Raw genomic sequence first — 25,553 nt, forward strand, 5'->3', positions numbered from 1 at the left:
ACTATAAAATATCGCTTTAAAAAAATTTTAAAATTTTCAAGGAAATTTATGTTTGAATGGATATTTAGTATTGATGCTTGGATTACTTTAGCTACTTTAAGTGCTCTTGAAATTGTACTAGGGATAGATAATATCATTTTTTTAGCTATTTTAGTAAGTAAACTACCCCCTGAACATCGTGATAAAGGACGTATCTTAGGTTTAGCTTTTGCAATGATTACAAGAATTTTACTTCTTTTGTCTCTTTTTTGGGTGATGAAACTTGTAACACCTTTGTTTAGTGTATTGGGCAATGAAATTTCAGGTAGAGATCTAGTTCTTTTACTAGGTGGGCTTTTCTTGATTGTAAAGTCTATTAAAGAAATTAAAGAGCAAATTTCTCATCAAGAAGAAAGCCAAAGTCATTTTAAAGCAAGCAATAAACTTTGGATAGTTGTAGCTGAAATTGCTGTGATTGATATAGTATTTTCACTTGATAGTGTGATTACCGCAGTAGGAATTGCTCAAGATGTAACCATCATGATTATCGCTGTTATTATCGCAGTAGCTGTGATGCTTTTTGCTTCTAAACCTATAGCAGATTTTGTTGAAAAATATCCAAGCATTAAAATTTTAGCCTTAGCTTTTTTGGTGCTAATAGGCGTAGTTTTAGTTGCTGAAAGTTTTGATATTTATATTGATAAGGCATATATTTATACTGCTATGGCTTTTGCTTTAGTGGTGCAAATTTTAAATATTTTAGATCAAAGAAAGGAAAAAAATGGCTAAAGACGCTAATGGAACAGAACTTAACGCAGGTGATAGCGTGAGTGTAATAAAAGATCTTAAGGTTAAAGGTGCAAGTACAACTTTAAAACGTGGAACTACTATAAAAAATATTAAGCTCACTTCTAAAGAAGGTGAAATTGAGGCTAGAGTAGATAAATTTGGCGTTATTGTTTTAAAAACTGAATTTTTAAAGAAAATCTAGGCAAAGAATGTGCGAATCTTACTTGTTTTAAGAGGGAATTATTACGCAGGACAAGAAGAATTTATCAAAAATAATAAACTTCAAAATTATACACTTGATTTAAATGCTTTGCGTCTTTTATCAGGAAGCGTTAAAAATATAGTCAGTGAATATAAAATTTTAAATGTGAAAAATGATGAAGATTTGAGTAAAATTTTACTCAAACTTCTAGAAATGCGTATGCAAAAAGGTGAGTTTTGCATCATAAACGCTTACAATGAAACATTAAAAATTTACAAAGACTTAGCTAAACAATATCGCTATAAAATGTATGTTATTGTTTTTGATAGCTCTTTAAAACAATGTCAAGAAAAAAATCTTTTAGAAGCTAAAAAAAATGAATATATCATCCCTTATGCTCTTTTGGAAAAAACTCAAGATTTACTCAAAAAAAATCCAAAAAAATACCCAATTTTAGACTCGAGCGACTGGAAAAAATGTCTTTACCAAATGCCAAATTTAAGCAAATACAAAAAAATTCATCATATAGGAGATTTACAAGGTTGTTATAGTGTTTTAAAAGAATACATTAAAACAATCAAAGAAGATGAATTTTATATATTTTTGGGAGATTATATCAACAGAGGTATAGAAAATGGCAAAGTAATAAAATTTCTTTTAAAAATTTGCGAAAAAGAAAATGTATGCTTATTAGAAGGAAATCACGAAAGACATCTTATAAAATGGGCTAATGGAGAATTGTCAAATTCCAAAGAATTTAATGAAAATACTTTAAAGGATTTTAGAAAAGAAAAACTTACTCCAAGAGATGCTAGAAAACTCTATCCTCATCTAAAAGAATGTTTATACTACAAATTCCAAAATAAATTCATATTTTGTTCACATGGAGGAGTAAATTTTATACCCTCCAAACCTGAAAAAATAAGTTTTATACCAAGCCATGATTTTATTTATGGTGTAGGTGGATATGAAGACAGTCAAAAAGTGGCAAATCAATTTTGTAATTTCACCTCGGACAATCTTTATCAAATCTTTGGACACAGAAATAAAGAAAAACTTCCTATGAAAATAGCCAAAAGAGTATTTTTATGCGAGGGTAAAATAGATGATGGTGGATATTTACGCGTAGTTACACTAGATAAAAAAGGTTTTGAGTGTATAGAAATTAAAAACCAAATTTACAAAAAGAAATAAGCCTAAAGAGGCTTATTCTTCATCTTTATTTGTTTTTTTAACCACCTTAACACGCTCTATAGAATTCCCATCCATTTTTTTAACTTCATAGTAACAAAGTTCATCTTCAATGCGATCTCCTACTATAGGCAAGCGTCCTAAAAGATTAAATACATATCCACCTATAGTAACCTGTTCTAAATCCTCATCATAGTTTATTACAAGCATTTCTTCAACAGTTTCTATATCGCATCGTCCTTGAAATTCATAAATATTTTCAGCAAGTTTTTTATAGCTGTCTTCTTCATGCTCGCTTTTAATTTCGCCAATAATTTCTTCCATGATATCTTCCATGGTTAAAATTCCAGCAGTTCCACCATACTCATCAACTACTAATGCAGTATGAGAGCGTTCTTTATTCATCATTACAAGTACTTTTGAAATGCTGATATTTTCAGGAACCAAAATCAAAGGTTTAACAAAAGTATCTAAATTTTGACTTTTATGGCTTAATTCATTTTGTATTATATCTCGTATGTGTATCATCCCTAAAATAGTATCTTTAGAACCGTCAATATAAGGAAAGCGAGTATGTTTATGTTCACAAATGATTTGCATATTTTCTTCGTAACTTTTTTGTTTATTTAGACAAATCATATCTTTTCTAGGAGTCATAATCTCTTTAGCAACAGTATCTGAAAAATCAACAGCATTGCGTATGATCTCTGTTTCAAATTCATCTAAAACTCCACCTTTTTGACTCTCACTTGCTATGATTTTAATTTCTTCTTCGCTATGAGTTAGCTCGCTTTCTTTAGCAGGTTTTATTCCAAAAAGTTTCAAACTTATAGCTGCTAAAAAATCGAAAATTTTAATACAAGGCAAAAAGAGTATCCAAAACCAATGAAGCGGTCTAGCTATAAATAAAACCGCTTTATCCGCAACTGCAATAGCTATACTTTTTGGCACAAGTTCTCCTAAAACCACATGTAAAAGAGTAATAATGCTAAAAGCAATAATAAAAGCTATAGTATGGATAATAACAGTGCTAAAACCAAGATTAATAAGCGGAATTTCTAGCATTTTTGCAATAGCAGGTTCACCTATCCAACCAAGAGCTAGAGAACTTAAAGTGATTCCTAATTGACAAGCACTAAGATAAGTATCGAGTCTTGAAGTAACCTCCAAAGCTTTCTTGGCACCAGCTTTTTTTTCTTTTACCATCTCTTCAAGCTTGGAACGACGTACTTTAACAATACTAAATTCAGACAAAACAAAAAAACCATTTAAAAACACTAGAGCAAGTGCAACAACAACCATAAGTATAGAATATCCTGCATCAAAAGATGCTGTAGAAGTTTGGTTTAAATCCAAAACCTGACTGGGGTCCAATGAAGCTCCTTAAGAAATAAAATATTATTAAACCTTATTATACACAATTAAAAGTAAATTTAATATTTGAATTTTTTCTTGTATCTTATTAAGATAAAAGCTAAGACTTATAAGAAATATTTTTCTCAAATTCTTTTAAACGCTTATATATACTTCTAAGTTGAGTGATAGTTGTCCAGTTTGTGATAAAAACACTAAAAGAGCTTCGCACTTGATCAAAAGCATTATTAATCTGCATTACAATACCAAGTCCTATAGCTCCAGCAAAAAGCCCTGGTGCCATGATTAAAAATGGCACTATAACTATCATTTGCTCAAATAAAATGAGCCAAATATTAAAATATCCATAATGTAAAAAAAGTCTTTTATAGTTAAATTTAAGCCCTGTAAAAAGCTCTATCATAGTCTCATTTTTAGCGTATTCTTTACGATTATCCTCAGCATAAACAAGCTCTTTTCTAAAAGCTGCTTCAGCTTTTTGATTGTTATATTCAAGTCCAGGAAGCTTAATACCTACAAACCATGACACAACCAAGCCTCCTAAAGAAATCAAAAGTGCAATATAAACAAGCAAACCATCAATGTTTTTTAAAAAATAAAAAGAAGAATTTTCGCTTAAATTTGCAAATAAAGCTTTACTCACAACATCACTTAAACTCCATAAAATCGGAATAAATGCTACAAGGGTCATCAAAGCTTTTATAAAACTAAGTCCTAAACTCTCTACGATTTTGGAAAAATTATAAGTATCTTCTTGAATTCTTTGTGAACTTCCTTCTATATTATCATCTTTATTTTTCCAAAATTTTAAATAAGAAAAAGTCATAGCCTCACGCCACTTAAAAGCATATACACTAGCAAAATAAATATTAATCGTAGCGATTAAAACATAAGGAATAGCAATAGCTAAAAAAACTAAAATCAAAGCATAAAAATCATTTGCTGAATAATTCGGCTTTTCAATCATAGCCCTAGAGTTGAAAAAATATTCTAATAAATTTTGATAATAATACAATGCACCTTTATTGATAAAATTAGCTTTTTGGAAATTTTGTTCAGCTCTTTGATTAGCCTCTTGGATTAAAGTGGCATTATTTTCAAGATTTTCTTCTATTTTTTGTGTTGAATTTGAATCTAAAATTTCTATTTTAGGTTTTTGCAAGACATTATAAAAATCACTATACCATGAATTTATAGCAACATTAAGACTTGTTTGAATAAAAAGAAAAAACAAGAGTAAAAAAAGTCCTAAATAAGCCCATAAAGCCCATTTTTTACTTGCAAAAAATGAAGAAAACATGCTACCACCTTTTAAAATAAAAATTTTAATCAACTTTATTTAATCAAGAGTTTATTTTTTACCTAAATAGTCTTTAATATTGTAATCAATAGGCATAACAAAACTGATTTTATCACCATTTTTTAACATTTCTTTAGGCGGTTTTGGCAATGGAGAAGCTCTTTTAAATAAACTTAAAACTTCATCATTGAGCGCTGCATAAGGGCAAGATTTTTTAAGCTCTTTGCTTAAGACATTTCCGCTTTCATCAATGCTTACGCGAATTCTTACAACGCCTTCTTGTTTTTTCATTATCGCTTCTTGAGGATATTTTTTAAATTTAGTCAAATGAGCCATAAGCAAAGCTTGATAGCTTTTAACTTGTTCTTTGGCATTGCCACTTACTATAGTTTGTGTTTTATCTTCATTACTTTGTAGCGGAGCACTGAGCGATTCATTTTTAAATTTTGAATTTTCACTTGCATTAGCTATTTCTTTTTGAGCTTGGTTTTCATCTTGCTTTTCAATCTTTTTTTGAACTTTTAATACAGCATTTTTATCTTGAGAATTAAGACTTATTCTTTCGTCTTGTTTCTTGTTTTTATCTTGAGAATTACTCTTTTTTTGATCGATCGAAACTTCTTTTAATTCCCCGATAGGAAGCTCTGATACCATCATAATGGAAGTAAATTCCGCTCCTTGTTTGAAATCAACACCACTTGATTTTTCTTGAGTATAAAAAGAAAAAAGGAAAAACATTAATACTAAAGCATGCAATATCAAACTTAACACAAACCCAAAAATCACACTAGACTTCATACTAATCCACCTTTTTACTTGAAAGAGCTATTTTTCCATAGCCATTCTCTTTTAATTTTTGCATTACTTGCATAATATCTTCATACTTTACACTTTTATCGATATGAAAATAAATAATTTCTTCTTTATTGCCTTTGGTTTTTATATCTAAAGCACTTGAAAGATTTTCTAGGCTTAATTTATCATCATTAATAGCCAAAGTATTATCAGTATTTAAATAAAGTATGATGGGATTTTTAAGCTTATCCTCTGCTTGCTGCGAACTCTTAGGTAGTTCTATCTTAATAGAACTTGTGATAAGAGGAGTAACAGTCATAAAAACAATTAATAATACAAGCATAATATCTATAAAAGGAGTTATATTGATCTCACTTAACTCCTCTTCTTTATGAGCCATTTCAGTTTTTATCATTAAAATAACTCCTATGAAAAAGTATATAGACAAAATTTGTAAGCTCATCTAAATGGTGCATAAGTCTTAAATTTTTTCTTGTAAGATAATTATAAAAAAGCACTGCAGGGATAGCAGCTATCAAGCCAAAAGCTGTAGCAAATAAGGCTTCAGCTATACCAGGTGCAACGACTGCCAAAGAAGCATTGCCAAGATTTGCTATACCTATAAATGCATTCATAATTCCCCAAACTGTTCCAAAAAGCCCTATAAAAGGTGCGCTAGCACCTATACTCGCAAGTAAACTCAAACCATTTTTGCTTGCTGTGATTTGTTTTGAGACGGTATTTTGTAAACGCAATTCTATACGCTCTTTTATCTGATCATTTTTATATTCACTTTTTTCAAGCTCATCTTGAATTTCTAAAGATAAAACACCTGCAAAATCCTTTGTCTGATCTAATTCATTGAGATTTTTTAATTCTTTTATCTTGTGGATAGACAAGTCTAGATTTTTCTTCATAAAATAAAATTGCATAAGCTTGGAAATAAAAACTGCCCATGCTAAAATGGAAAATAAAACCAACATATAAATAACGCCTTTTACCACTTTATCGGCATTCTGATAAAGACTAGAAAGAGAAAGCTCTATTTTAGATGCTTCGATTTCTATCTTGGGAGAATCAAACGATAAATTTATATCTGTTACATTTACTTCTGCATTTAAATTTAACAATAAAAAACAAAATAAAAACATTTTTTTTAACATTTGTATATTCCTTAATATTTATATTCAAAACTTACTATAAAAGTACGGCCGCGAGCAGAGTTATTATAAATATAAATAGGATCAAATAACCCTCCAGCATTTTGACTATCACCAGTATTATAAGTATAAAGCGCATCCATATAGTTTTTGTCAAATAAATTTTGTATCTCTGCTTTGATTGTAAAGTTTTTCAAAATTTTATAATTTACATAAAGATCAACGATAGTTGGTATTTTTGGTAATTCATCTGTAGTTTTAAGCGGAGCCATAGCATCAGGATTACTTGGATCATCATCCAAACTGCCTACAGGAGCTACTCTCTTTGCTTTTCCTGTATATTTAGCAAGAGCCCCTAAGATTAGTTTTTCTTCAAATAATCTTACACCCATATCAAGATTAGCATAATGCTCTGGAAGTTGAGCAAATTGACTTTGGCCTGATTGTGCTCCACCTGTTTCTAAAGATTCTGTATCTGAAAATTTATGCTTGGATTTTTGATAAGTATAAGATAGTATAGAATAAAAAAACCCCGTATCGTATTTAAACTCAAGCTCAACTCCGTGGAATTTAGCTTTTTCATCATCATTTAATTGCATAAGAAAGATAGTATTGTCAGCTTTTTGCCAATATCTTCTATTATAAATATAATTTTTCACCTTAGTATCATAATAAAGCACTTTAAAACCTAAAGTATCATTATTGTTTAAAATTTCATGTGCAAAAGAATTGAAACCAATTTGATAAGTATCTGCACTTTCAGCCTTTAAAAATGTATTCATATTATGCTCAAAACTTGCATCATGAGTAAAAAAATATTCTTGAACATTTGGGATTCTATGGCTTTTAGAATAAGAAATAAAAGGATTAAAAAGTGGATGGATATCTGCTGAAAGCATTAAAGAATAATTAAAATTATTGTAATCCTTTTCTAAATTTGTCGCATTTTTTGGCTGACAATAAGGATTAGCCATGCTACAAACTCCCTTATATCCACTTAATTGTGCATTGATCCAATTGACATTAGAATTTAGGGTGAAAATTCCCTTTGTAAAACTCGTATCCAAATAAAGGGTTTTAATATCTTGTTTTCCTTTAGGATAAAAACTAGTCAAAATATAAGGCAAAAGCACTCTATCTTTTGGAAAATCATTGCTATAATGATTATTTAAAATATTAATCCCATAAGTAAAATACAAATTTGAATCTTGTGAAAATTCTTTATTCATGGTATTGCTAAGATCAAAAGTTACCGCTCGATTTTTAGTCTTAACTCCACTCATATCGTGATAACCCCAAGTGCTGCCTTGATTATACTTTTGCTTTCCGTCATTATAAGCAAATAAAAATTTTAAATCCAAAAGATTAGAATCAGGATTTAAACGATAGTCAATTTGATAAGTATCATTTGCAATCTTTCTACCTGCAAGATTGTTCTTATAAGCTCTATAGTTTAAAATCGCCTCATTGATATCAGATTTGTATTCTACTTTAAAGAGTTGACTTCTAGGCTGATTATAAAGATTGTTTGGATTTATAGGTGCTGCTAAATTATCATCTGGAATGCCATCATCATCAGTGTCAATTGGGGGTTTTTGATCGCCTATATAGCCTCCACCTCCGATTTTATAATTTTGAGAAACATTTTGTCCACTATAAGCAAATAAAATGCCTAAATTAGCATTATTTTCTAACATAGTTTTTCCTGCTATAGCACCCATAAAATCAGGCCCTATAGCATTGCTACCATAAGAGTATTTTCCCAAAAAACCAAAAACTCTTCCTTCTTGTACTATATCATCTACACCTATAGTTCTAAAATTAGCCGAACCCATTAAAGCATTAACCCCATTTGCTCCATTAAAAGTTCCACGATTAACATCTAAGGCGACTAAAAAATTTTTATCTATTGGAGCTGTAAAACTTGAAGTTCCAATTTGCCCATGAAAGCTATCATCACTTGCAGAACCAAAAAAAGTTTGAGTTACGCCATCAATTTGTGTATTTACTCTTCCAAGTCCTGTCATACCGCGAATATTTACTGAAATTCCCCCCTGTGCTTGATCTACTTGAGTATAAGCACCAGGAACACTACGTACTATAGAATCTATACTTTGAGTGCTTGAATTTAAATTATCTCTTGTGCTTGTTGCTCCAGGAGTTACAAAGGGCTTTTCATCGTTTTTGATTTTTGAGCCTGAAATTTCAAGACTATCAAATTCTAATTCTTCGGAAAAAGTATAATTAGCAAAACATAAACCCATAACACAAAATAAACTTAATTTTTTCATTAATTTTTCCTTAATAATAAATAAAAGTATAATCACTGTCTTTTAAATCCATTCCTCCATAGTTTAAATTCACTACAACTATTTTTTTGCTGCTTTTAAAATCTTGTATATGTAAAGGAATTCCTATTTTTTTACTTGTATGATAGCTTCCAGCTAGCAATAAAACTTTATTTGGATGATGAACCAATACATCCGCCATACGCCTGTCTTTAAATTGCTGAATTTCTACTAATTTATCTACCAATTTTTTATTTTCTTCAGGATTTAACTCATGGCTTAAGGATATAATGTCAAAAAGTTGTTTTTTTACTTCATTTGTGGTTGAAACATAACCCTTTAAGGGCTGAGCCCCATTATAAATACTTGTAATTTCTGAGCGTGAAAGATTTGCACCTAATATTTTTGACCTTGAATAAAAAACCACATTGACAAATTGCTCATAATCTTTCCATTTCCAGCTTTTATCCCAGTTTAGCGCATTAGCAAGTTCGTTAGCCTTAATGTTTTTTTTATTTTTTAAGGCTTTATCCAAGTGATTTTGTTCCGTGCTTGCTAGCATTTCTAAAGCTACATCAAAGCTGATATTTTGAGAACTTAAATTTCCTTCTAAAGCATTAAAAATCATAACTTGACTTATCTTGTGCTTTGCTTCATCGTGTTTTTCGCCAAGCAGTATCACATCTGCTTTTAGCAATTCTAAAATCATATCTTCAAAAGAAATCTTTTTTTGAGTATGCATATCAAGTATATAAAAATCTTTATTTTCTTGAAGTGGAGATGATTTTTGCAAAACGGTACAAGCATTAAAGATAAAACCTATAAATAGCGTGCCTAGTATAATATAAAATTTCATTATCATTGTTACCTTCTTAGCAAATATTTTTGATATTGAATATTAATATTTTATATATAAAAATACTCTTAAATATTTATATTAAAATTTAATTAATTATAATTATTATCAAAATTTATTATAATTAAATGAAAATATTTATCAGTTATAAAATTATTAAATTATTTTATATTTACTTTTTAATATTAATATTTCTTATCAAAATATCTAAAAAGGAATCAATGTCTATGAAAAAAATAATTTTATTTTTACTATGCGTTGGCTTTGCTTTTGCTTGCTCTGAACATTCTCATACTGATTTTAAAGATCTTAATAAAACCAAGTATAATTCTCAATAAAGGATAAAATATGAAAAAAATCTTCTTTATGTTTTTAACAGCTTTTTCATTTTTAGGTGCTAGCGAGCTTAATATTTACTCAGCAAGACATTATGATGCTGATTTTGAAATCATAAAAAAATTCGAAGAAAAAACAGGCATTAAGGTCAATCATACTCAAGCTAAAGCTTCAGAACTTATTAAAAGGCTTTCTCTTGAAGGAAATAACTCTCCTGCTGATATTTTCATCACAGCTGATATTTCAAATCTTACAGAAGCTAAAAATTTAGGACTTTTATCCCCTGTTTCATCAAAATATTTAGAAGAATTTATACCTGCTCATTTAAGAGATAAGGATAAAGAATGGTTTGCGATTACAAAAAGAGCAAGAATTATTGCTTACAATAAAAACGCAAATATCGACATTAGCAAAATGAAAAATTATGAAGATTTAGCAAAAGCTGAATTTAAAGGAGAAATTGTCATGAGAAGTGCTACAGCTCCTTATAGCAAAACTCTTTTAGCATCTATTATAGCTAATGATGGAAGTAAAGAGGCTAAAGCATGGGCTAAAGGTGTACTTGAGAATCTTGCGACAAACCCAAAGGGTGGGGATAGAGATCAAGCCAGACAAGTATTTGCAGGCGAAGCTAAATTTGCAGTTATGAATACTTATTATATAGGGCTTTTAAAGAATTCTAAAAATCCAAAAGATGTAGAAGTGGGGAATTCTTTGGGTATTATTTTTCCTAATCAAGACAATAGAGGAACGCATATTAACATTAGCGGTATTGCTATGACAAAATCAAGTAAAAATCAAGATGCGGCTAAAAAATTTATGGAATTTATGTTAAGTCCTGAAATTCAAAAAATCCTTACTGATAGTAATTATGAATTTCCTATAAGAAATGATGTAGAATTAAGCCAAACGGTAAAGGATTTTGGAACTTTTAAAGAAGATCAAATTCCTGTGAGTAAGATAGCAGAAAATATTAAAGAAGCTGTTAAAATTTACGATGAAGTCGGTTTTAGATAATGTATAAAACCCTAAAATACTATAAACTCGGGGCAATTTTACTTGCCCTTTTTCTTGCTTTACCTATTTTTGGTATTTTTGCTGAACTTTTTTATATTTTATTTCAAAATTTTAATACAAGTAATTTAACCCAATTTTCATCTATTAAAGAAAATTTGAGTCATTTTTTTGATTATTTATTTTTAAAATTCATCAAAGATACTTTTATAATTAGCGTGGGAGTATTGTGTTTAAGCTTGATTTTGGGTGTGAGTTCTGCTTATTTGATCGCAAATTATGATTTTTATTTCTGTAAAATTTTAGAAAAATTACTCATTTTACCCTTGGCCATACCTGCTTATATTTTAGCCTTTGTTTATGTGGGAATTATGGATTTTCAAGGATTTTTTCATGAAAATTTTGGCTTTAGGATAGATTTTTTCAATCATTATGGTGTTATTTTTGTTTTGGCTATTTCTTTATATCCTTATATTTATTTATTTGCTAAAACAGCTTTTAAGAGTGAAGCTAAAGAGGCTTATGAAGTAGCTAAAATTATGAAATATTCTGAATTTAGAATTTTTACACGCGTGGCACTTTTGAGTGCAAGACCTGCCATTTTTTCTGGAGCTTTATTGGTTTTAATGGAAACTTTAAGTGATTATGGTGCAAGTGCTTATTTGGGAGTGGATACTTTTTCGGCTGGAATTTTTAAACTCTGGTATGATTTGAATGATTCTTATTCTTCTAGTGTTTTATCGGGTATTTTAATGCTTTTTGTATTTTTGATTATGTATGTGGATTATTATTATAAAAATAAACATCATTATAGTTTTAATCAAAATTTAACTCTTTTTATCAAAAAAAGAAAATTAAATCCTATTAAACAAATTCTATCCTGTATTTATTGTTTTATGATTGCTTTGGTAGGTTTTATTTTACCTTTTCTTTGGCTAGTTTATTGGGGGCTAAAAGATCATAAGCTTTTTGAATCACAATTTTATATTATCAGTTTTCAAACTATAATCTTAGCTTTAATCACTGCTTTAATTACCACTCTTTTAGCTTATTTTTTGATGTTTAGTTCTAGGATAGTTAAAAATCATTTTTTTAATTTATTTATTTTAAAAATAAGTTCTTTGGGTTATTCTATACCTGCTGCTGCTTTAGGGATTAGCATTATAGTGCTTTTTGTATTTTTGGATAAAATTTTTCACATGAGTTTATTGGGAAATTCTTTATTTGTTCTTGTTTTTGCTTATATAATTCGTTTTTTAGCGAGTGCAATTTATTCTTTAGAAGGAGGATATAATAAAATTCATCTAAATATTGATGAGGCAAGTTTAAATTTAAGAGCGAGTTATTTTATTTTATTTTTTAAAATTCACACACCTTTAATGAAACATTTTTTATTTTTAGCTTTTATTATTGTTTTTATTGATACGATTAAAGAACTTCCTTTAAGTAGAATTTTAGCACCTTTTGGCTTTGAAACTTTAAGTGTTAAAGCTTTCTGGTTTGCAAGTGATGAAAGAATTTATGATGCAGCTTTGCCTTCCTTGTTTATCGTTTTTCTTTCTTTAATGGTTGTTGTTTGGATGGATAAAATCACAAGGAAAGATGATGTTAGAAATTAAAAATTTATCTAAAAATTTTGGAAAAATACAAGCTTTAGAAAATATCAATCTTCATGTCAAAGAAGGAGAATTTTTAAGCATTTTAGGAGGTAGTGGAAGCGGAAAAAGCACGCTTTTAAGGATTATTGCTAAGCTTGAACAAGCTAGTTCTTATGATTTGTTTTCTTGCAAAGGTGAAGTGGCTTTGATGTTTCAAAATTATGCTTTATTTCCTCATTTAAATGTTGAGAAAAACATACTTTTTGCACTTTACGATAAAAAAGATAAAAATCAAATTTTAAATCATTTGCTTAAAACTTTTGAAATTGAAGATTTAAGATATAAAAAAATCGATGAAATTTCAGGAGGGCAAGCGCAAAGAGTGGCTTTTGCTAGAGCTATAGCAAGAGGATGTAAGCTTTTGCTCTTAGATGAACCTTTTTCTAATTTGGATCAAAATTTAAAACAGGATTTAAGAAGAGAATTGAAAAAAATGATAGAAAATCAAGGCATTACGGCTATTATGGTAACTCATGATATTGAAGATGCTTATTGCATGTCTGATCAAATCGCTTTTTTAGAAAAAGGAAAAATCTTAGCTCATGCAAATCCTAAAGAGCTTTATTTTAAGCCTGATTTTAAAAGTGCGCAAATTTTACCTGATTTAAATATCATAGAAGAAAAACTTGATTTAGAAGATGAATTTTTTGCTTGGATAGCTTCAAAAAATTATATTTTTGGTTATGCAGAGCTTAAAATAGGAAATCGCTTTGAGGCTAAAATTTTACAAAAAGAATTTTTAGGGGCTTTTTATAGACTTAAGTTAAGATATAAAAATATAGAATTTTTTATGTTATTAAGTTCAAATTATAACTTAGAAGAAAAAATAAATTTTGATATTATCAATTTTTAGCTAAAATTCCTAAAAATCTTTTAAGGACAAATTTCATGAAAAATCTTTTAATCATAGGCGCAGGTGGGGTAAGTCGTGTGGCTACTGTAAAATGCGCAATGAATTCTGATACTTTTAGCAAAATCACTTTAGCTAGTAGAACAAAAAGCAAATGTGATGAGATCGCTGCTTTTATCAAAGAGCGTTTAGGGGTTCAAATTGAAACGGCGCAAATTGATGCTGATGATAGCAATGCGGTTGTAGAACTTATCAAGAAAACAGGAGCGCAAATTTTACTCAATGTTGCTTTGCCTTATCAAGATTTGAGTTTAATGGATGCTTGTATAAAAGCAGGGATTGATTATGTAGATACGGCAAATTATGAACATCCTGATTTAGCTAAATTTGAATACAAAGAGCAATGGGCGAGAAATGATGAGTTTAAACAAGCAGGAATTTTAGGACTTTTAGGAAGTGGATTTGATCCTGGTGTAACTAATGTTTTTTGTGCTTATGCACAGCAAAATTTATTTGATGAAATTTCTTATATAGATATTTTAGATTGCAATGCAGGTGATCATGGCTATGCTTTTGCGACCAATTTCAACCCTGAAATCAATCTACGTGAGGTTTCTGCTAAAGGGCGTTATTGGGAAAATGGCAAGTGGATAGAAACGCAGCCTATGGAAATAAAAATGGAGTGGGATTATCCAGAAGTAGGTGTGAAAGATAGCTATTTGCTTTATCATGAAGAACTTGAAAGCTTGGTAAAAAATATCAAAGGTTTAAAAAGAATACGCTTTTTTATGACTTTTGGACAAAGTTATTTAACTCATATGAAATGCCTTGAAAATGTTGGAATGCTAGGGATTAAACCTGTGATGCACCAAGGAAAAGAAATCATTCCTATAGAATTTTTAAAAACCTTACTTCCTGATCCTGCAAGTTTGGGACCACGCACTAAAGGTTATACCAATATAGGTTGTGTGATTCGTGGTAAAAAAGATGGAAAAGACAAGCAAGTTTATATTTATAATGTTTGCAATCATGAAGAATGTTATAAAGAAACTGGTGCACAAGCTGTGAGCTATACTACAGGTGTTCCTGCTATGATAGGTACGAAATTAATCGCTAAAGGGATTTGGCAAGGAAAAGGCGTGTTTAATATGGAAGAATTTGACGCTAAGCCTTTTATGGAAGAGCTGAATTCTCAAGGACTTCCTTGGAAGATTATCGAAATGACTCCAAGCTTAGGAGAGTAAGTGCTAGAGCACTTACTTTTGTCCTATATAAATAAAGTGCTCCACACTGCCTTCAAAATTATACATATTAATTAATTCATAATCTCCCCAAAATAAAGGTTTAAAAGGTTTAAAATCTTCTTTTAATTCTTCTATGTCTTTAGTAAAGCGTATATATGAAGAACCGCTCAATCTACCACTTGGACATCCTTTTACTTCACGTAAGCCATTATCCATAAGTTCTCCTCTTTCATACATACTATAGCCTTTATCACTCATCATAGTTGCAAATATAATAGCTCCTTCATTGCATAGTTCATAAAATTCTTGCACAGCTTCTTTAAAAGCTTGTTTTGTAAGATAATATAAGCTTTGATTTGCAAATATAAAATCCATTTTTGTATTGAAGAGTTTTTTAAAGCTAGAATTAGGAGATATGATGTGAAAATTTTTAGAATCTAAGCAAGGATCTTTTTCCCAAACTTTTTTTAAACTAGGAACTATATCAATGCCATAAGGCTCTATACCCCCCCCCGGTTATATTTTTAAAATACTTAGAATGCACTCCATTTCCGCAACCAAAATCAAGTAATTTTCCACTTGTTTTGCTTAGTTTGTATTTTAAGATTCTCTCGTAAAATCTTATAACATGACCATCAGGATATTGGAGTCCATAACCTTCTTTGTCATATTTTTGAGTATATGCAGATAAAGAATTATCCATTTTTGCTCCTTTTTGTATAGAAATTTGACATTAAGCCAAAATTCATTCTAACACAAAAAGGATTAAAATTATTTTATAGGGTGAAGTTCATTTGCATAAAAGCTAACTGATCCCATGCCTTCTTTTAAAGCCCATTCATAAGCTTTTGCAACAAATTCCCAATTAATATGAGCATAGAATTTCTCTAAATAAGCAGGACGTGCATTACGATGATCTACATAATAAGCATGCTCCCAAACATCTACAACAAGTAAAGGAACTTTATCTTCAGTAATTGGTGTAGCTGCGTTTGAAGTACCTACAAATTCTAGTTTTTGATTTTTAGTATTATAAACTAACCAAAACCATCCTGAACCAAAAACTCCTGTAGCACCTTTGATAAATTCAGCTTTGAAATTTTCCAAAGATCCAAATTCTTTTTCTAGTGCCGCTTGTAAATTAGCATCTATACTTTGGCATGAACCGCCACAGCCACAGCCTGTACTTGGCTTAATGCAATCAAAATAAAAATCATGATTATAAACTTGAGCTGCGTTATTAAATACGCCCCCATTTGAAGTTTTGATAATACTTACAAGATCTTTACCTGCAAATTCAGTATCTTTAATAAGATTATTTAGATTTGTAACATAAGTATTGTGATGTTTTCCATGATGATAGCTAAAAGTTTCAGCACTCAAAAAATCACCAAAAGCATTGGTATCATAAGGTAATTTTCTTAATTCAAACATAATTTCTCCTTTATTTTTAGTTTGATATTGAAAATATTACCATAATAATATTAAAAAGAGTAAAAATATCTTAAAAGCTTAGTGGGTAAAATTTCTATTTATTTAACCTAAAATAAAATAAGATACATTTATAATATATTTTAATAATAATTTAAATATATATAAAAAAATTATATTTTTTTGAAATATTTTTACAAAAAATATCTATTTGTTGATTTTTAATAATTACAATTAATTTGCAACTAAAAATTATTCATAAGGAGGAAAATATGAAAAAAGTTGTACTAATCTCAGCATTACTAGGTGCTTTCGTAGCTAATGTTTTTGCAGCTAATACTCCAAGCGATGTGAATCAAACACATACAAAAGCTCATCATTCAAAAGCTAAAGCTGATAAAAAACATGAAGCTAAAACTCACAAAAAAACAAAAGAGCAAACACCAGCTCAATAATGCCCAGCCTTGATATAAGCCTATAATAGACTTATATCAAAAGCTATTCGTATTCTACAAAATAAATTATTAATATTTATTAAATTTTAATAGAAAAAATGAAAAAATCGTTATTTTAAAAGAAAAATTAAAAAGTGGTGACCCATACGAGACTCGAACTCGTGTTACCGCCGTGAAAGGGCGATGTCCTAACCGCTAGACGAATGGGCCACTTTTAAGGAGTAAAAAATAAAAATGAAATTGAATTATATATATTTATTTCTTAAAATTTAATTAAATATATCAAAATTATGTGATTTTTATCTTTGTTTGATTATAATTTCATCTTCAATTTTTTATAAAATTTTAGGATTTATTATGGATTTTTATAGTCTTATTTTTTTATCCTGTGCTTTAGGAATGGATGCTTTTGCTGTATCACTATGCAAAGGTTTTAGTGTTAAAAAACTACATTTAAAACATTATCTTATTGTTGGAATTTATTTTGGCGGATTTCAAGCCTTGATGCCAACTATTGGTTATTTTATAGGTATAACTTTTGCATCTTTTATTGCGAGTATTGATCATTGGATAGCTTTTATTTTACTTTCTTTAATAGGATTAAAAATGATCAAAGAGTCATTGGAAAATGAAAATTGCGATAGTAATGCCAATCAATTTGGCTTTAAAACCATGCTAGCTTTAGCAATTGCTACGAGTATCGATGCGCTAGCAGTTGGCGTAAGTTTTGCATTTTTAAATGTAAATTTATTATTAGCTATATTTTTAATAGGTATTATCACCTTCATTTTATGCATCATTGCTCTAAAAATAGGAAATAAATTTGGAATTTATCTTAAAAATAAAGCTGAACTTTTAGGCGGATTGGTTTTAATTATATTAGGAGTAAAAATTCTAATAGAACATTTATTTTTCGATTGAAAATTTCATTCTTAAAGTAGCTAAAGCTTTATCAAATTCCAAGGCTTTACTTTGAAATTTTTTATTAAAAGTTCTTTGTCTTTTGGCAAGTTGTGTAGTATGTATCGTGATTAAATTTTCAAGCTCTTTAAAGGAAATTTCCCCATCTAAATATTCTTTACACTCTTTCAAACCTATAGAATTTAATGCTTTAAGTTTATGATCAAATTTAGAAAAAAGAATTTTTGCTTCATCTAAAAGTCCATTATCAAGCATTTCTTTTGTTCTAGTTTTAATACGTTTTTTTAAAATTTCCTTATCCCACGCAAGCTCATAAATTTCTATATCTTTAAGCACCCCAGTTTTTTGTGTTCTTTTTAAAAATTCACTAGGAATTTCTCTTGTTTGTTCATAAATACCCAGCCATTTTTTTAATCTATAAGTATCATTTTTTTCTATTTTATAGTTTGGATCAATATTTAATAAAAGAGCATAAATTTCATCGTTATTTAAAGAACTCTTTGACTCTAAGGTTTTTTCACTTAAACCATCTATCATAGTTTTTAAATAAAATCCAGTTCCACCTACTATAATTAGAGGTAAATTTCTAGCTAAAGCAAATTCTTTTGCTTTTTGATATTCTCTTATGAATAACTCAACATTAAAATGTTCATTCACACTCAATAAATTTACCCCAAAGTATTTTATACTCGCAAGATCATCTTGTGAAGGCTTGGCACTTGCTATATTAATTTCTTTATAAACACAAAGACTATCAAGACTTAAAACAACAGCATCAAATTCTCTTGCTAAAGTATTAGCTATGTATGTTTTTCCACTCGCGGTTGTTCCTATTAATGCTATTTCAAAAAACATTTTAATATTTATCCTAAAATTTATAAAAATTTTAGTAAAATCATAGCAAAAAATATTTTAAAGTAGAAAAATGAACACATTCTGGATAAAATTTAAAGATATTTTAGAACTTGTAGTATTTAAGCATTCTATTTTTGCTTTGCCTTTTTTATTTTCCTCTATGATTGTAGCATCAAAACTTGCAAATGACACTGCTTGGTTTGGTTTTAAGGCATTGATTTTAGGCATTATTTGTGCGGTAAGTGCAAGAAATTTTGCCATGGCTACAAATCGTTTAATGGATGAAGATATAGATAAGGATAATCCTCGTTGTGCAAATCGCCCTAATGTCAGTGGAAAAATAGGCAGAAAAAGTGTATGGATTTTTATTATTATTAATGCACTTATTTTTATACTATGTTCTTATTTTATTAATACCTTGGCTTTTTATTTGTCTTTTCCTGTGCTTTTTGTATTGGCTATTTATTCAGCTTTTAAACGCTTTAGTTCTTTAGCGCATTTAGTTTTAGGATTTTGTTTAGGACTTACGCCTATTGCAGGAAGCGTTATAATTATGGGTGAAATTCACATTTATAGCGTTATTTTATGTTTAGGTGTAACTTTTTGGACAGCTGGATTTGATCTGCTTTATTCTTTACAAGATATGGAGTATGATAAAAAAATAGGACTTCATTCTATCCCTGCTAAATTTGGCTCAAAGGCTACTTTATTTATATCAGCTTTTTGCCATATTTTAGCGGTATTATTTTGGCTTCTTTTTGTGTGGGAAGTTTGGGGTGTAGCACTTGGAAAAATAGCACTTACTGGGGTAATTATAAGCGGTATTATTTTAGCCTTGGAACATAAAATTGTTCACAAGAATTTTGCTCATATTGATAGAGCATTTTTTACTCTCAATGGTTATTTAAGTATTATCTTTTTTATTTTTATTTGGATTGATTTATTATGGAATTAACACTTTTTAAAGCAGGATTTGAAGCTCATTTAGAATGTTGTGAAATAGAAAATAACCGTTTTCTTGGAGAATACCTAAAACTTGGAGCAATTTCTCAAATTTTAAAATGGAAAAAACTTGCTTTACGCATTGATTTTGACGAGGGTGAAAAAATTATTTTTGATCTTCTTTTAAGTCTAAAAGAAGATATTTTAAGGCTTGAAAATTCTTTAGATAAAAATAAAGAACTTATACCGCTTAAGCAAAAAGGGGTAATAGAATCGTTAAATTTTGAATATCTAAATTTTTTGGATACTATTTTAGAAGAAGATAAAGAATATTATTTAAGATTTGATTTAAATAATCAAAAAATAGCTATTTTTATCAAAGCTCAAAATCAAACATTGGCAAAAATTATCAAAATTAAGCCTGAAGACAAAATGGCTTTTGATGCTTTTGTTGTTGAAATTCAAAGAAATATGATAAGAAATAAGAAAGGCCAAGAATGAGTGATGATGTACTTTATTTAGTTTTTATAATTGTGCTTTTAATTGCAATGCTAGCCTATATGAATATCAAAGAAAGAGAAAATAATGCAAAAATAGCAAAACTTCAAAATGTGATAGAAGATATTACCAAAGAACTTCATTATTTTCGTAAAGAATTAGGGGTTAAAGATGATAGTGAAGAGGATGAAAACTATAAAATCTCCCTTTTAAAAGAAGAAATTATGATTGAACTTGATAAACAAATCAGTTCAAAAATCACTCCTGTTTTAAGAACACTAAAAACTATGGAACATATCATAGAAGATTTTCAAAATGAACAACAAAATCGTCTTTTAAATTTGGAACAAAAAGCACAAAGCATGGCTAAACTTACACCAAATTACGATACAGAAGAACAAAAAATAGAAAATCTTTTCAAAGAAGGAAAAAGTATAGAACAAATCGCTAAAGATTTACGCATTGGCACTGGAAATGTAGAGCTTGTCTTAAAATTTAAGAAATTAATAAAATAGAATGGAAAATAAATGCTTATAGATCAATTCGGTAGAAAGATAAATTATCTTAGAATTTCAGTTACACAAAGATGTAACTTTCGCTGCCTTTATTGTATGCCAAAAATTCCTTTCGATTATCAGCCAAAAGAAAATTTATTAAGCTTCGAAGAACTTTTTTTATTTGTTAAAGCAGCTATAGACGAAGGAATTGAAAAAATCCGTATAACAGGTGGGGAACCTTTATTAAGAAAAGATTTAAGTATTTTTATAAAAATGATTAGCGATTATAAAAGCGATATTGACCTTGCTATAACTACAAATGGATTTTTACTAAAAGACTTTGCTAAAGACCTAAAAAATGCTGGACTTAAACGACTTAATATTTCACTTGATACTCTAGATCACAAAAAAGCAAAAACTCTTGCGCAAAAAGATGTATTAGATAGTGTTTTATCTGGAATTGATGAAGCTTTAAATCTAGATTTGAAAGTAAAACTTAATACTGTAGCTCTTAAAAATTTAAACGATGATGAACTGATATCTCTTTTGGAATTTGCAAAATCAAAAAAAGCTCAAATTCGCTTTATAGAATTTATGGAAAATACTCATGCTTATGGTAAATTACAAGGATTAAAAAGAGATGAAATTATACAAATTTTAAGTCAAAAATATCAAATTCAACTTATAAAAAAAGATGAAAAAGCACCTGTGAGTATTTACAAGGCAGATGATTATGAATTTGGAATTATAGATCCTCATAGCCATGAATTTTGCGATTCTTGCAATCGCATACGCTTAAGCGCTGAAGGCTTGTTAATACCTTGCCTTTATTTTGATGAAGCATTAAGTATAAAAGAAGCGGTTCGAAAAGGTGATATTAAAGCCGCTGTAGAAATATTACAAGAAGTATTAAGAAATAAACCAGAAAAAAATAAATGGAGTGTTGTTGATAATAAAACCTCATCTCGTGCTTTTTATCAAACTGGAGGTTAATTTTGCAACTTGTTGAAAGTTTCTTAAGTATTCAAGGAGAAGGTAAATATAATGGAAAATTAGCTATTTTTATGCGTTTTGCTGGCTGTAATTTCAACTGTTTAGGTTTTAATGTAAAAATATCAAAAAACAATAAAACTCTCATCGGATGTGACACGATAAGAGCTGTTTTCACAAAAGATTTTAAAGAAAGTTATGAAACTTTAAATGCTAATGAACTTTTAAAAAGAGTGATAAAATTAAAACAAGGCTTTAATCCTATAGTTGTTATCACAGGTGGAGAGCCATTAATCCATTATGAAAATCCTGAATTTATAGAATTTATCCAAATGTTATTAAAAAATAAATTCGAAATACACTTTGAAAGCAATGGAAGCATAGAAATTGATTTTGATAGATATCCTTTTTACAAAGAATGTATTTTTGCTTTAAGCGTTAAACTCCAAAATAGCGGGATAAAAAAAGATAAACGATTAAATTTTAAAGCTTTAAAAGCATTTAAAAATTACGCAAAAGATAGTTTTTATAAATTTGTTTTAGATGCCAATACCCTTGATAATTCATTTTTAGAAATCAATGAAATTCTAAAAGAAGCTCCAAATCAAATTTTTTGTATGCCTATGGGTGAAAATGAGCAAAATCTTAAAAAAAATGCTCAAAAAATTGCTGAATTTTGTATTAAGAATGGTTATAATTATTCTGATAGAATTCATATTCGTCTTTGGAACAATAAAGAGGGTGTATGATTATAAGAAAATTATTTGAATTTGAAAACGCACACATTGTTAGGTTTTGTTCTTCTAAGCGTTGCAAAAGTAGCATTCATGGACATTCTTACAAAGTTGAAGTTTTACTTGAAAGCAAATATTTAGATAATGCTGGAATGGTCTATGATTTTGGACTTTTAAAAACCTATATACGCCAAATTATTGATAGTTTTGATCATGCTATCACTCTTTTTAAATATGATGACGCAAAATATTTAGAAGAAATGAAAAAATATTCAAGTCGTTGGATTTGCCTGCCTGTTAATGTAAGTGCTGAAAATTTTTGTCGTGTATTTTTCATACTTATAGATGCTCTATTAAAACAAACAAAAATGGTAAATGGAGAACAAGGAGTAACTTTACAAAGCATCATTGTTCATGAAACAAGAACAGGCTATGCACAAGGTTTTAGAGAAGATGCCTATAGTGAGCTAATGCCAAAAATTTCACTTCAAGACATAGAATTTTCTAATGGCATTAAAGCAGAATGGAATGATATAGATTTTTATAACAAATTAAAAAATGAAGAAATTTTTATAAATCCAAAGGAGATTTAATGCAAAAAGCTAAAATTTTAATTGCCTTAAGTTTTTTTTTATTAGTTTTATCTGCCTGTTCTAATGATGAAAAAAATATTTCCAAGACTCAAAATACAGATCAAGAAGTAGTCCAAATAGAACAAAACGATGAAAAAACAGAATTAAGTGACTCCAACCTGCCTTTACCTGTAGATGATGAAGCACAAAGTTCAGATGATGAACATGAAGCCAATCCTACTATTATCAACTCTTTATATAAACAAAAATGTGCCACTTGTCATGGAGAAAAAGGGGAATTAAAACCTAAAAACAGCACAGCCATTAAAACCTTGGGCAATAAAATTTTTATACAAAAAATAAAAACGATAAAAGATAAAAACCATAGTTTTTTAAGTGATGAACAAATTCAAAATTTAGCTGATTTTATAAACAAAGGAAAATAATGGATCAAAGTTACGAATTCTTTTTAGCTTTACATCTTTATAGTCTTTATGCGAGCGGTTTTTTAATGCTTTTTTATCTTATACTAACACAAGGAAATTTTAAAACCGAATTCATTTTTATTCGCAGAATACGATTATTTTTACCAATTTATTATTTATTTTTAGCTTTGATTATTTTTACAGGTTGTTTGTTATCAGCAATGAAACAATTTCAAATGAATGTCAATATCTGGGTAATGATTTTTTCTTGGATCTTAATTTTTGCCTTAGCAATTTTTCACTTTGTTTGTTTTAAAAAAGCAAGAAGATTTAGAAAATATGCCACTTTTAGATGGATTAGTTGTTTGATTTTACCTTTTGAAATTTTTTTATTGTTTTTGCCTTTTTTAATAGAAAGATATCTATAAAATGCAATTTTTGTATAACAAGCAAGCTGGAGAAGAGTTTATACAACTTCAAGGTGAAAACTTTAACCATTTAAAAGTAAGAAGAGTAAAGGAAAATTCGGAGCTAAATCTTAGAAATTTACAAGATAATTTTCTTTACAACTATACAATCACAAATTTAACAAGAAATTCTTGCACTTTAAAATTGTTAAACAAAAAATCACAAAATATAAAACAAAGTGAATTAAACTTAGCCTTAGCCATTATAGATATTAAAATTTTAGAAAAAACTCTACCTTTCTTAAATGAACTTGGAGTAAAAAAGTTACATTTGGTTTTTACAAATTTTTCACAAAGAAATTTTAAAATCGATTTAGAAAGATTTGAAAAAATCATTATTTCTTCTTGTGAACAATGCGGTAGAAATACTAAAATGGATTTAATTATCCATCAAAGCACTCAAGAATTTGTTCAAAAATTTCCAAATGCAATTATGGTTGATTTTCAAGGAGAACAACAAAGTCATTTCGATGAAAAAGAATTGTATTTTATAGGTCCTGAAGGTGGATTTAGCAATGATGAGAGATTGTTGTTTAACCGGAAAGTCTCTCTTAAAAGCTCTAATATTCTAAAAAGTCAAACAGCTATTATAGCTATAGCTTCAAAAATTTTGCTTTAACTTTTCTTAAATTAATCTCTTTTTTATGTTAAATAATTTATAATCACGGCTTATTGTTTTAATTTTTAAGGAAAACTAATGAAAAAAGAAATTCACCCAGAATACGTAGAATGCAAAGTAAGTTGTGCTTGTGGAAATACTTTTACAACAAAGTCAAACAAAGCAGAATTAAAAGTAGATATTTGTTCAAATTGCCATCCTTTTTTTACAGGTAGTGAAAAAATTGTAGATGCTGCAGGTCGTGTAGAGAAATTTAAGAAAAAATACGCAATGCAATAATTATGCTTTATTTTATTCCTACTCCCATAGGAAATTTAAGCGATATTTCTTTTAGAGCCTTAGAACTTTTAAAGACTTGCAATCTTGTGTTTTGCGAAGATACGAGAGTAAGTAAGTCTTTGATTTCATTATTAAATGCAAAATTTCACACTGATATTCATATTTCTAAATTTATAGCCTTACACTCCCATAATGAAAAAGAGGTTTTAGCAAGTATTGATTTAAAAATATTTGAAAAAAATGTAGCTTATTTAAGCGATGCAGGAATGCCAGGGATTAGTGACCCTGGCAAGGCTTTGGTAGAATTTGCACAAGAAAATAATATCGCCTATGAAATTTTACCAGGTGCAAATGCAGCCTTAGTTGCTCTTGTAAGCTCGGCATTTTGTCAAAAAGAATTTATCTTTATCGGTTTTTTAGCAAATAAAGGCAAAGAAAGACAAAAAGATATAGAAAAAATTTTAAACTTTCCTTATCCAAGTATTATTTACGAATCTCCCAAGCGTATTTTATCTTTGATAGAACAAATTATGATTCTAGACAGCCAAAGAGAAATTTTCTTGATTAAAGAAATCAGTAAAAAATTTGAAAATAAATTTAAAGGCAATGCTAAACAGCTTTTTGAAATTTTAAAAAAGTCTAATTTAAACGGCGAATGGGTTGTAGTACTACAATCAAAAGAACAAAATTTTTTGCAAAATACTCTTTGTGAAAAAGATATTATGGATTTAGAGCTGCCTTTAAAAGCAAAAGCAAAATTATTATCAAAGTTCAATGGAAAAAATGCAAAAGAAATTTATCAAAAACTGCTTTTAAGTCAAGATTAGGTAAA

Annotated in this window: 31 protein-coding genes, 1 tRNA gene and 1 pseudogene; 21 read left to right on the top strand and 12 right to left on the bottom strand. The window is 28.7% G+C overall.

Annotated features, from left to right (window positions below; all coding sequences use genetic code 11):
- The first annotated feature begins 48 nt into the window (after positions 1-48).
- The 3 genes from AJ881_RS05460 to AJ881_RS05470 are packed head-to-tail and all read left to right on the top strand — an operon-like array spanning position 49 to position 2,164.
- The gene (locus AJ881_RS05460) at positions 49-768 is read left to right on the top strand and encodes a TerC family protein (protein ID WP_070282901.1); all 720 of its coding nucleotides are present in this window, start codon (positions 49-51) and stop codon (positions 766-768) included.
- Positions 761-970, top strand: a complete 210-nt coding sequence (locus tag AJ881_RS05465; RefSeq protein WP_002857271.1) for an alkylphosphonate utilization protein — start codon at positions 761-763, stop codon at positions 968-970. The genes AJ881_RS05460 and AJ881_RS05465 overlap by 8 nt, the downstream gene beginning before the upstream one ends.
- A gap of 9 nt (positions 971-979) precedes the next feature.
- On the top strand, positions 980-2,164 hold the full coding sequence (locus AJ881_RS05470; RefSeq protein WP_070282903.1) for a metallophosphoesterase: 1,185 nt from the start codon (positions 980-982) through the stop codon (positions 2,162-2,164).
- A 12-nt stretch (positions 2,165-2,176) separates the two neighbouring features.
- Here AJ881_RS05470 and AJ881_RS05475 read toward each other — a convergent pair whose 3' ends face one another.
- The 7 genes from AJ881_RS05475 to AJ881_RS05505 all read right to left on the bottom strand — a co-directional run bounded on the left by AJ881_RS05475 (position 2,177) and on the right by AJ881_RS05505 (position 9,934).
- Entirely contained in the window at positions 2,177-3,535 is a 1,359-nt protein-coding gene (locus AJ881_RS05475) for a hemolysin family protein (protein ID WP_002860995.1), read from the bottom strand.
- Positions 3,536-3,635: 100 nt separating this feature from the next.
- Complete coding sequence (locus tag AJ881_RS05480) at positions 3,636-4,835, bottom strand: putative transporter (protein WP_070282904.1); 1,200 nt, start codon at positions 4,833-4,835, stop codon at positions 3,636-3,638.
- Between the two features lie 51 nt (positions 4,836-4,886).
- Positions 4,887-5,633, bottom strand: a complete 747-nt coding sequence (locus AJ881_RS05485) for an energy transducer TonB (protein WP_070210168.1) — start codon at positions 5,631-5,633, stop codon at positions 4,887-4,889.
- Position 5,634: 1 nt separating this feature from the next.
- Complete coding sequence (locus AJ881_RS05490; RefSeq protein ID WP_002870685.1) at positions 5,635-6,045, bottom strand: biopolymer transporter ExbD; 411 nt, start codon at positions 6,043-6,045, stop codon at positions 5,635-5,637.
- Positions 6,032-6,793: a MotA/TolQ/ExbB proton channel family protein gene (locus AJ881_RS05495; RefSeq protein WP_070210169.1), complete on the bottom strand. Its 762-nt coding sequence runs from the start codon at positions 6,791-6,793 to the stop codon at positions 6,032-6,034. The genes AJ881_RS05490 and AJ881_RS05495 overlap by 14 nt, the downstream gene beginning before the upstream one ends.
- An 11-nt stretch (positions 6,794-6,804) precedes the next feature.
- Positions 6,805-9,081: a TonB-dependent receptor domain-containing protein gene (locus tag AJ881_RS05500; RefSeq protein ID WP_070248048.1), complete on the bottom strand. Its 2,277-nt coding sequence runs from the start codon at positions 9,079-9,081 to the stop codon at positions 6,805-6,807.
- A gap of 10 nt (positions 9,082-9,091) precedes the next feature.
- On the bottom strand, positions 9,092-9,934 hold the full coding sequence (locus AJ881_RS05505; RefSeq protein ID WP_052949929.1) for a ChaN family lipoprotein: 843 nt from the start codon (positions 9,932-9,934) through the stop codon (positions 9,092-9,094).
- A gap of 221 nt (positions 9,935-10,155) precedes the next feature.
- Between AJ881_RS05505 and AJ881_RS05510 the strand changes: the two are divergent.
- The 5 genes and pseudogenes from AJ881_RS05510 to AJ881_RS05530 all read left to right on the top strand — a co-directional run bounded on the left by AJ881_RS05510 (position 10,156) and on the right by AJ881_RS05530 (position 15,036).
- Positions 10,156-10,286, top strand: a pseudogene (locus AJ881_RS05510) (hypothetical protein).
- On the top strand, positions 10,283-11,287 hold the full coding sequence (locus AJ881_RS05515) for a Fe(3+) ABC transporter substrate-binding protein (protein WP_002870690.1): 1,005 nt from the start codon (positions 10,283-10,285) through the stop codon (positions 11,285-11,287). The pseudogene AJ881_RS05510 and the gene AJ881_RS05515 overlap by 4 nt, the downstream one beginning before the upstream one ends.
- The gene (locus AJ881_RS05520; RefSeq protein WP_044779782.1) at positions 11,287-12,903 is read left to right on the top strand and encodes an ABC transporter permease; all 1,617 of its coding nucleotides are present in this window, start codon (positions 11,287-11,289) and stop codon (positions 12,901-12,903) included. Before AJ881_RS05515 ends, AJ881_RS05520 begins: the two co-directional genes overlap by 1 nt.
- Positions 12,887-13,795 (top strand): ABC transporter ATP-binding protein, encoded by a 909-nt coding sequence (locus tag AJ881_RS05525; protein WP_072223564.1) that lies wholly within the window; start codon positions 12,887-12,889, stop codon positions 13,793-13,795. Before AJ881_RS05520 ends, AJ881_RS05525 begins: the two co-directional genes overlap by 17 nt.
- 35 nt (positions 13,796-13,830) lie before the next feature.
- Positions 13,831-15,036: a saccharopine dehydrogenase family protein gene (locus tag AJ881_RS05530; protein WP_002870693.1), complete on the top strand. Its 1,206-nt coding sequence runs from the start codon at positions 13,831-13,833 to the stop codon at positions 15,034-15,036.
- A 12-nt stretch (positions 15,037-15,048) separates the two neighbouring features.
- On the opposite strand, the gene AJ881_RS09570 is transcribed toward AJ881_RS05530, so the two are convergent.
- The 3 genes from AJ881_RS09570 to sodB all read right to left on the bottom strand — a co-directional run bounded on the left by AJ881_RS09570 (position 15,049) and on the right by sodB (position 16,470).
- On the bottom strand, positions 15,049-15,411 hold the full coding sequence (locus AJ881_RS09570; RefSeq protein ID WP_070282906.1) for a hypothetical protein: 363 nt from the start codon (positions 15,409-15,411) through the stop codon (positions 15,049-15,051).
- Between the two features lie 109 nt (positions 15,412-15,520).
- Positions 15,521-15,739 carry a hypothetical protein gene (locus tag AJ881_RS09575; protein ID WP_002857297.1) on the bottom strand — a complete coding sequence of 73 codons (219 nt, stop codon included), beginning with the start codon at positions 15,737-15,739 and terminating at the stop codon, positions 15,521-15,523.
- Between the two features lie 68 nt (positions 15,740-15,807).
- Entirely contained in the window at positions 15,808-16,470 is a 663-nt protein-coding gene (gene sodB, locus AJ881_RS05545) for a superoxide dismutase [Fe] (RefSeq protein ID WP_002860986.1), read from the bottom strand.
- Positions 16,471-16,739: 269 nt separating this feature from the next.
- Between sodB and AJ881_RS05550 the strand changes: the two genes are divergently transcribed.
- Complete coding sequence (locus AJ881_RS05550; protein WP_002871507.1) at positions 16,740-16,922, top strand: hypothetical protein; 183 nt, start codon at positions 16,740-16,742, stop codon at positions 16,920-16,922.
- 135 nt (positions 16,923-17,057) lie between these two features.
- Here AJ881_RS05550 and AJ881_RS05555 read toward each other — a convergent pair.
- Positions 17,058-17,132, bottom strand: a tRNA-Glu gene (locus AJ881_RS05555).
- A gap of 147 nt (positions 17,133-17,279) precedes the next feature.
- On the opposite strand from AJ881_RS05555, the gene AJ881_RS05560 reads away from it, so the two are divergent.
- A complete protein-coding gene (locus tag AJ881_RS05560) occupies positions 17,280-17,843 on the top strand; it encodes a manganese efflux pump MntP family protein (RefSeq protein ID WP_002851996.1) in 564 nt (187 codons plus the stop codon).
- Here AJ881_RS05560 and miaA read toward each other — a convergent pair.
- A complete protein-coding gene (gene miaA / locus AJ881_RS05565) occupies positions 17,829-18,698 on the bottom strand; it encodes a tRNA (adenosine(37)-N6)-dimethylallyltransferase MiaA (RefSeq protein WP_002857499.1) in 870 nt (289 codons plus the stop codon). The genes AJ881_RS05560 and miaA overlap by 15 nt on opposite strands.
- A gap of 70 nt (positions 18,699-18,768) precedes the next feature.
- On the opposite strand from miaA, the gene mqnP reads away from it, so the two are divergent.
- The 11 genes from mqnP (at position 18,769) to rsmI (ending at position 25,548) form a co-directional block, all read left to right on the top strand.
- Positions 18,769-19,653, top strand: coding sequence for a menaquinone biosynthesis prenyltransferase MqnP (gene mqnP / locus AJ881_RS05570; RefSeq protein ID WP_044779784.1), 885 nt, complete (start codon positions 18,769-18,771; stop codon positions 19,651-19,653).
- Complete coding sequence (locus tag AJ881_RS05575) at positions 19,644-20,141, top strand: hypothetical protein (RefSeq protein ID WP_044778713.1); 498 nt, start codon at positions 19,644-19,646, stop codon at positions 20,139-20,141. The genes mqnP and AJ881_RS05575 overlap by 10 nt, the downstream gene beginning before the upstream one ends.
- On the top strand, positions 20,138-20,653 hold the full coding sequence (locus AJ881_RS05580; RefSeq protein ID WP_070285346.1) for a DUF6115 domain-containing protein: 516 nt from the start codon (positions 20,138-20,140) through the stop codon (positions 20,651-20,653). The genes AJ881_RS05575 and AJ881_RS05580 overlap by 4 nt, the downstream gene beginning before the upstream one ends.
- A 12-nt stretch (positions 20,654-20,665) precedes the next feature.
- Positions 20,666-21,628: a GTP 3',8-cyclase MoaA gene (moaA, locus tag AJ881_RS05585; protein ID WP_044779785.1), complete on the top strand. Its 963-nt coding sequence runs from the start codon at positions 20,666-20,668 to the stop codon at positions 21,626-21,628.
- 2 nt (positions 21,629-21,630) lie between these two features.
- Positions 21,631-22,374, top strand: coding sequence for a 7-carboxy-7-deazaguanine synthase QueE (locus tag AJ881_RS05590; RefSeq protein WP_044779786.1), 744 nt, complete (start codon positions 21,631-21,633; stop codon positions 22,372-22,374).
- Positions 22,371-22,952 carry a 6-pyruvoyl trahydropterin synthase family protein gene (locus AJ881_RS05595; RefSeq protein ID WP_002858675.1) on the top strand — a complete coding sequence of 194 codons (582 nt, stop codon included), beginning with the start codon at positions 22,371-22,373 and terminating at the stop codon, positions 22,950-22,952. Before AJ881_RS05590 ends, AJ881_RS05595 begins: the two co-directional genes overlap by 4 nt.
- Positions 22,952-23,377: a c-type cytochrome gene (locus AJ881_RS05600; RefSeq protein WP_002860979.1), complete on the top strand. Its 426-nt coding sequence runs from the start codon at positions 22,952-22,954 to the stop codon at positions 23,375-23,377. The genes AJ881_RS05595 and AJ881_RS05600 overlap by 1 nt, the downstream gene beginning before the upstream one ends.
- Positions 23,377-23,784, top strand: coding sequence for a membrane protein (locus AJ881_RS05605; protein ID WP_002851635.1), 408 nt, complete (start codon positions 23,377-23,379; stop codon positions 23,782-23,784). The genes AJ881_RS05600 and AJ881_RS05605 overlap by 1 nt, the downstream gene beginning before the upstream one ends.
- Position 23,785: 1 nt before the next feature.
- Positions 23,786-24,442, top strand: a complete 657-nt coding sequence (locus AJ881_RS05610; RefSeq protein ID WP_070282908.1) for a 16S rRNA (uracil(1498)-N(3))-methyltransferase — start codon at positions 23,786-23,788, stop codon at positions 24,440-24,442.
- 78 nt (positions 24,443-24,520) lie between these two features.
- Positions 24,521-24,721: a 50S ribosomal protein L31 gene (gene rpmE / locus AJ881_RS05615; protein WP_002860977.1), complete on the top strand. Its 201-nt coding sequence runs from the start codon at positions 24,521-24,523 to the stop codon at positions 24,719-24,721.
- A gap of 2 nt (positions 24,722-24,723) precedes the next feature.
- Positions 24,724-25,548, top strand: coding sequence for a 16S rRNA (cytidine(1402)-2'-O)-methyltransferase (gene rsmI / locus AJ881_RS05620; protein WP_044778709.1), 825 nt, complete (start codon positions 24,724-24,726; stop codon positions 25,546-25,548).
- Positions 25,549-25,553 lie beyond the last annotated feature (5 nt).

This window comes from Campylobacter sp. BCW_6460 (assembly GCF_001762705.1).
Classification (GTDB): domain Bacteria; phylum Campylobacterota; class Campylobacteria; order Campylobacterales; family Campylobacteraceae; genus Campylobacter_D; species Campylobacter_D jejuni.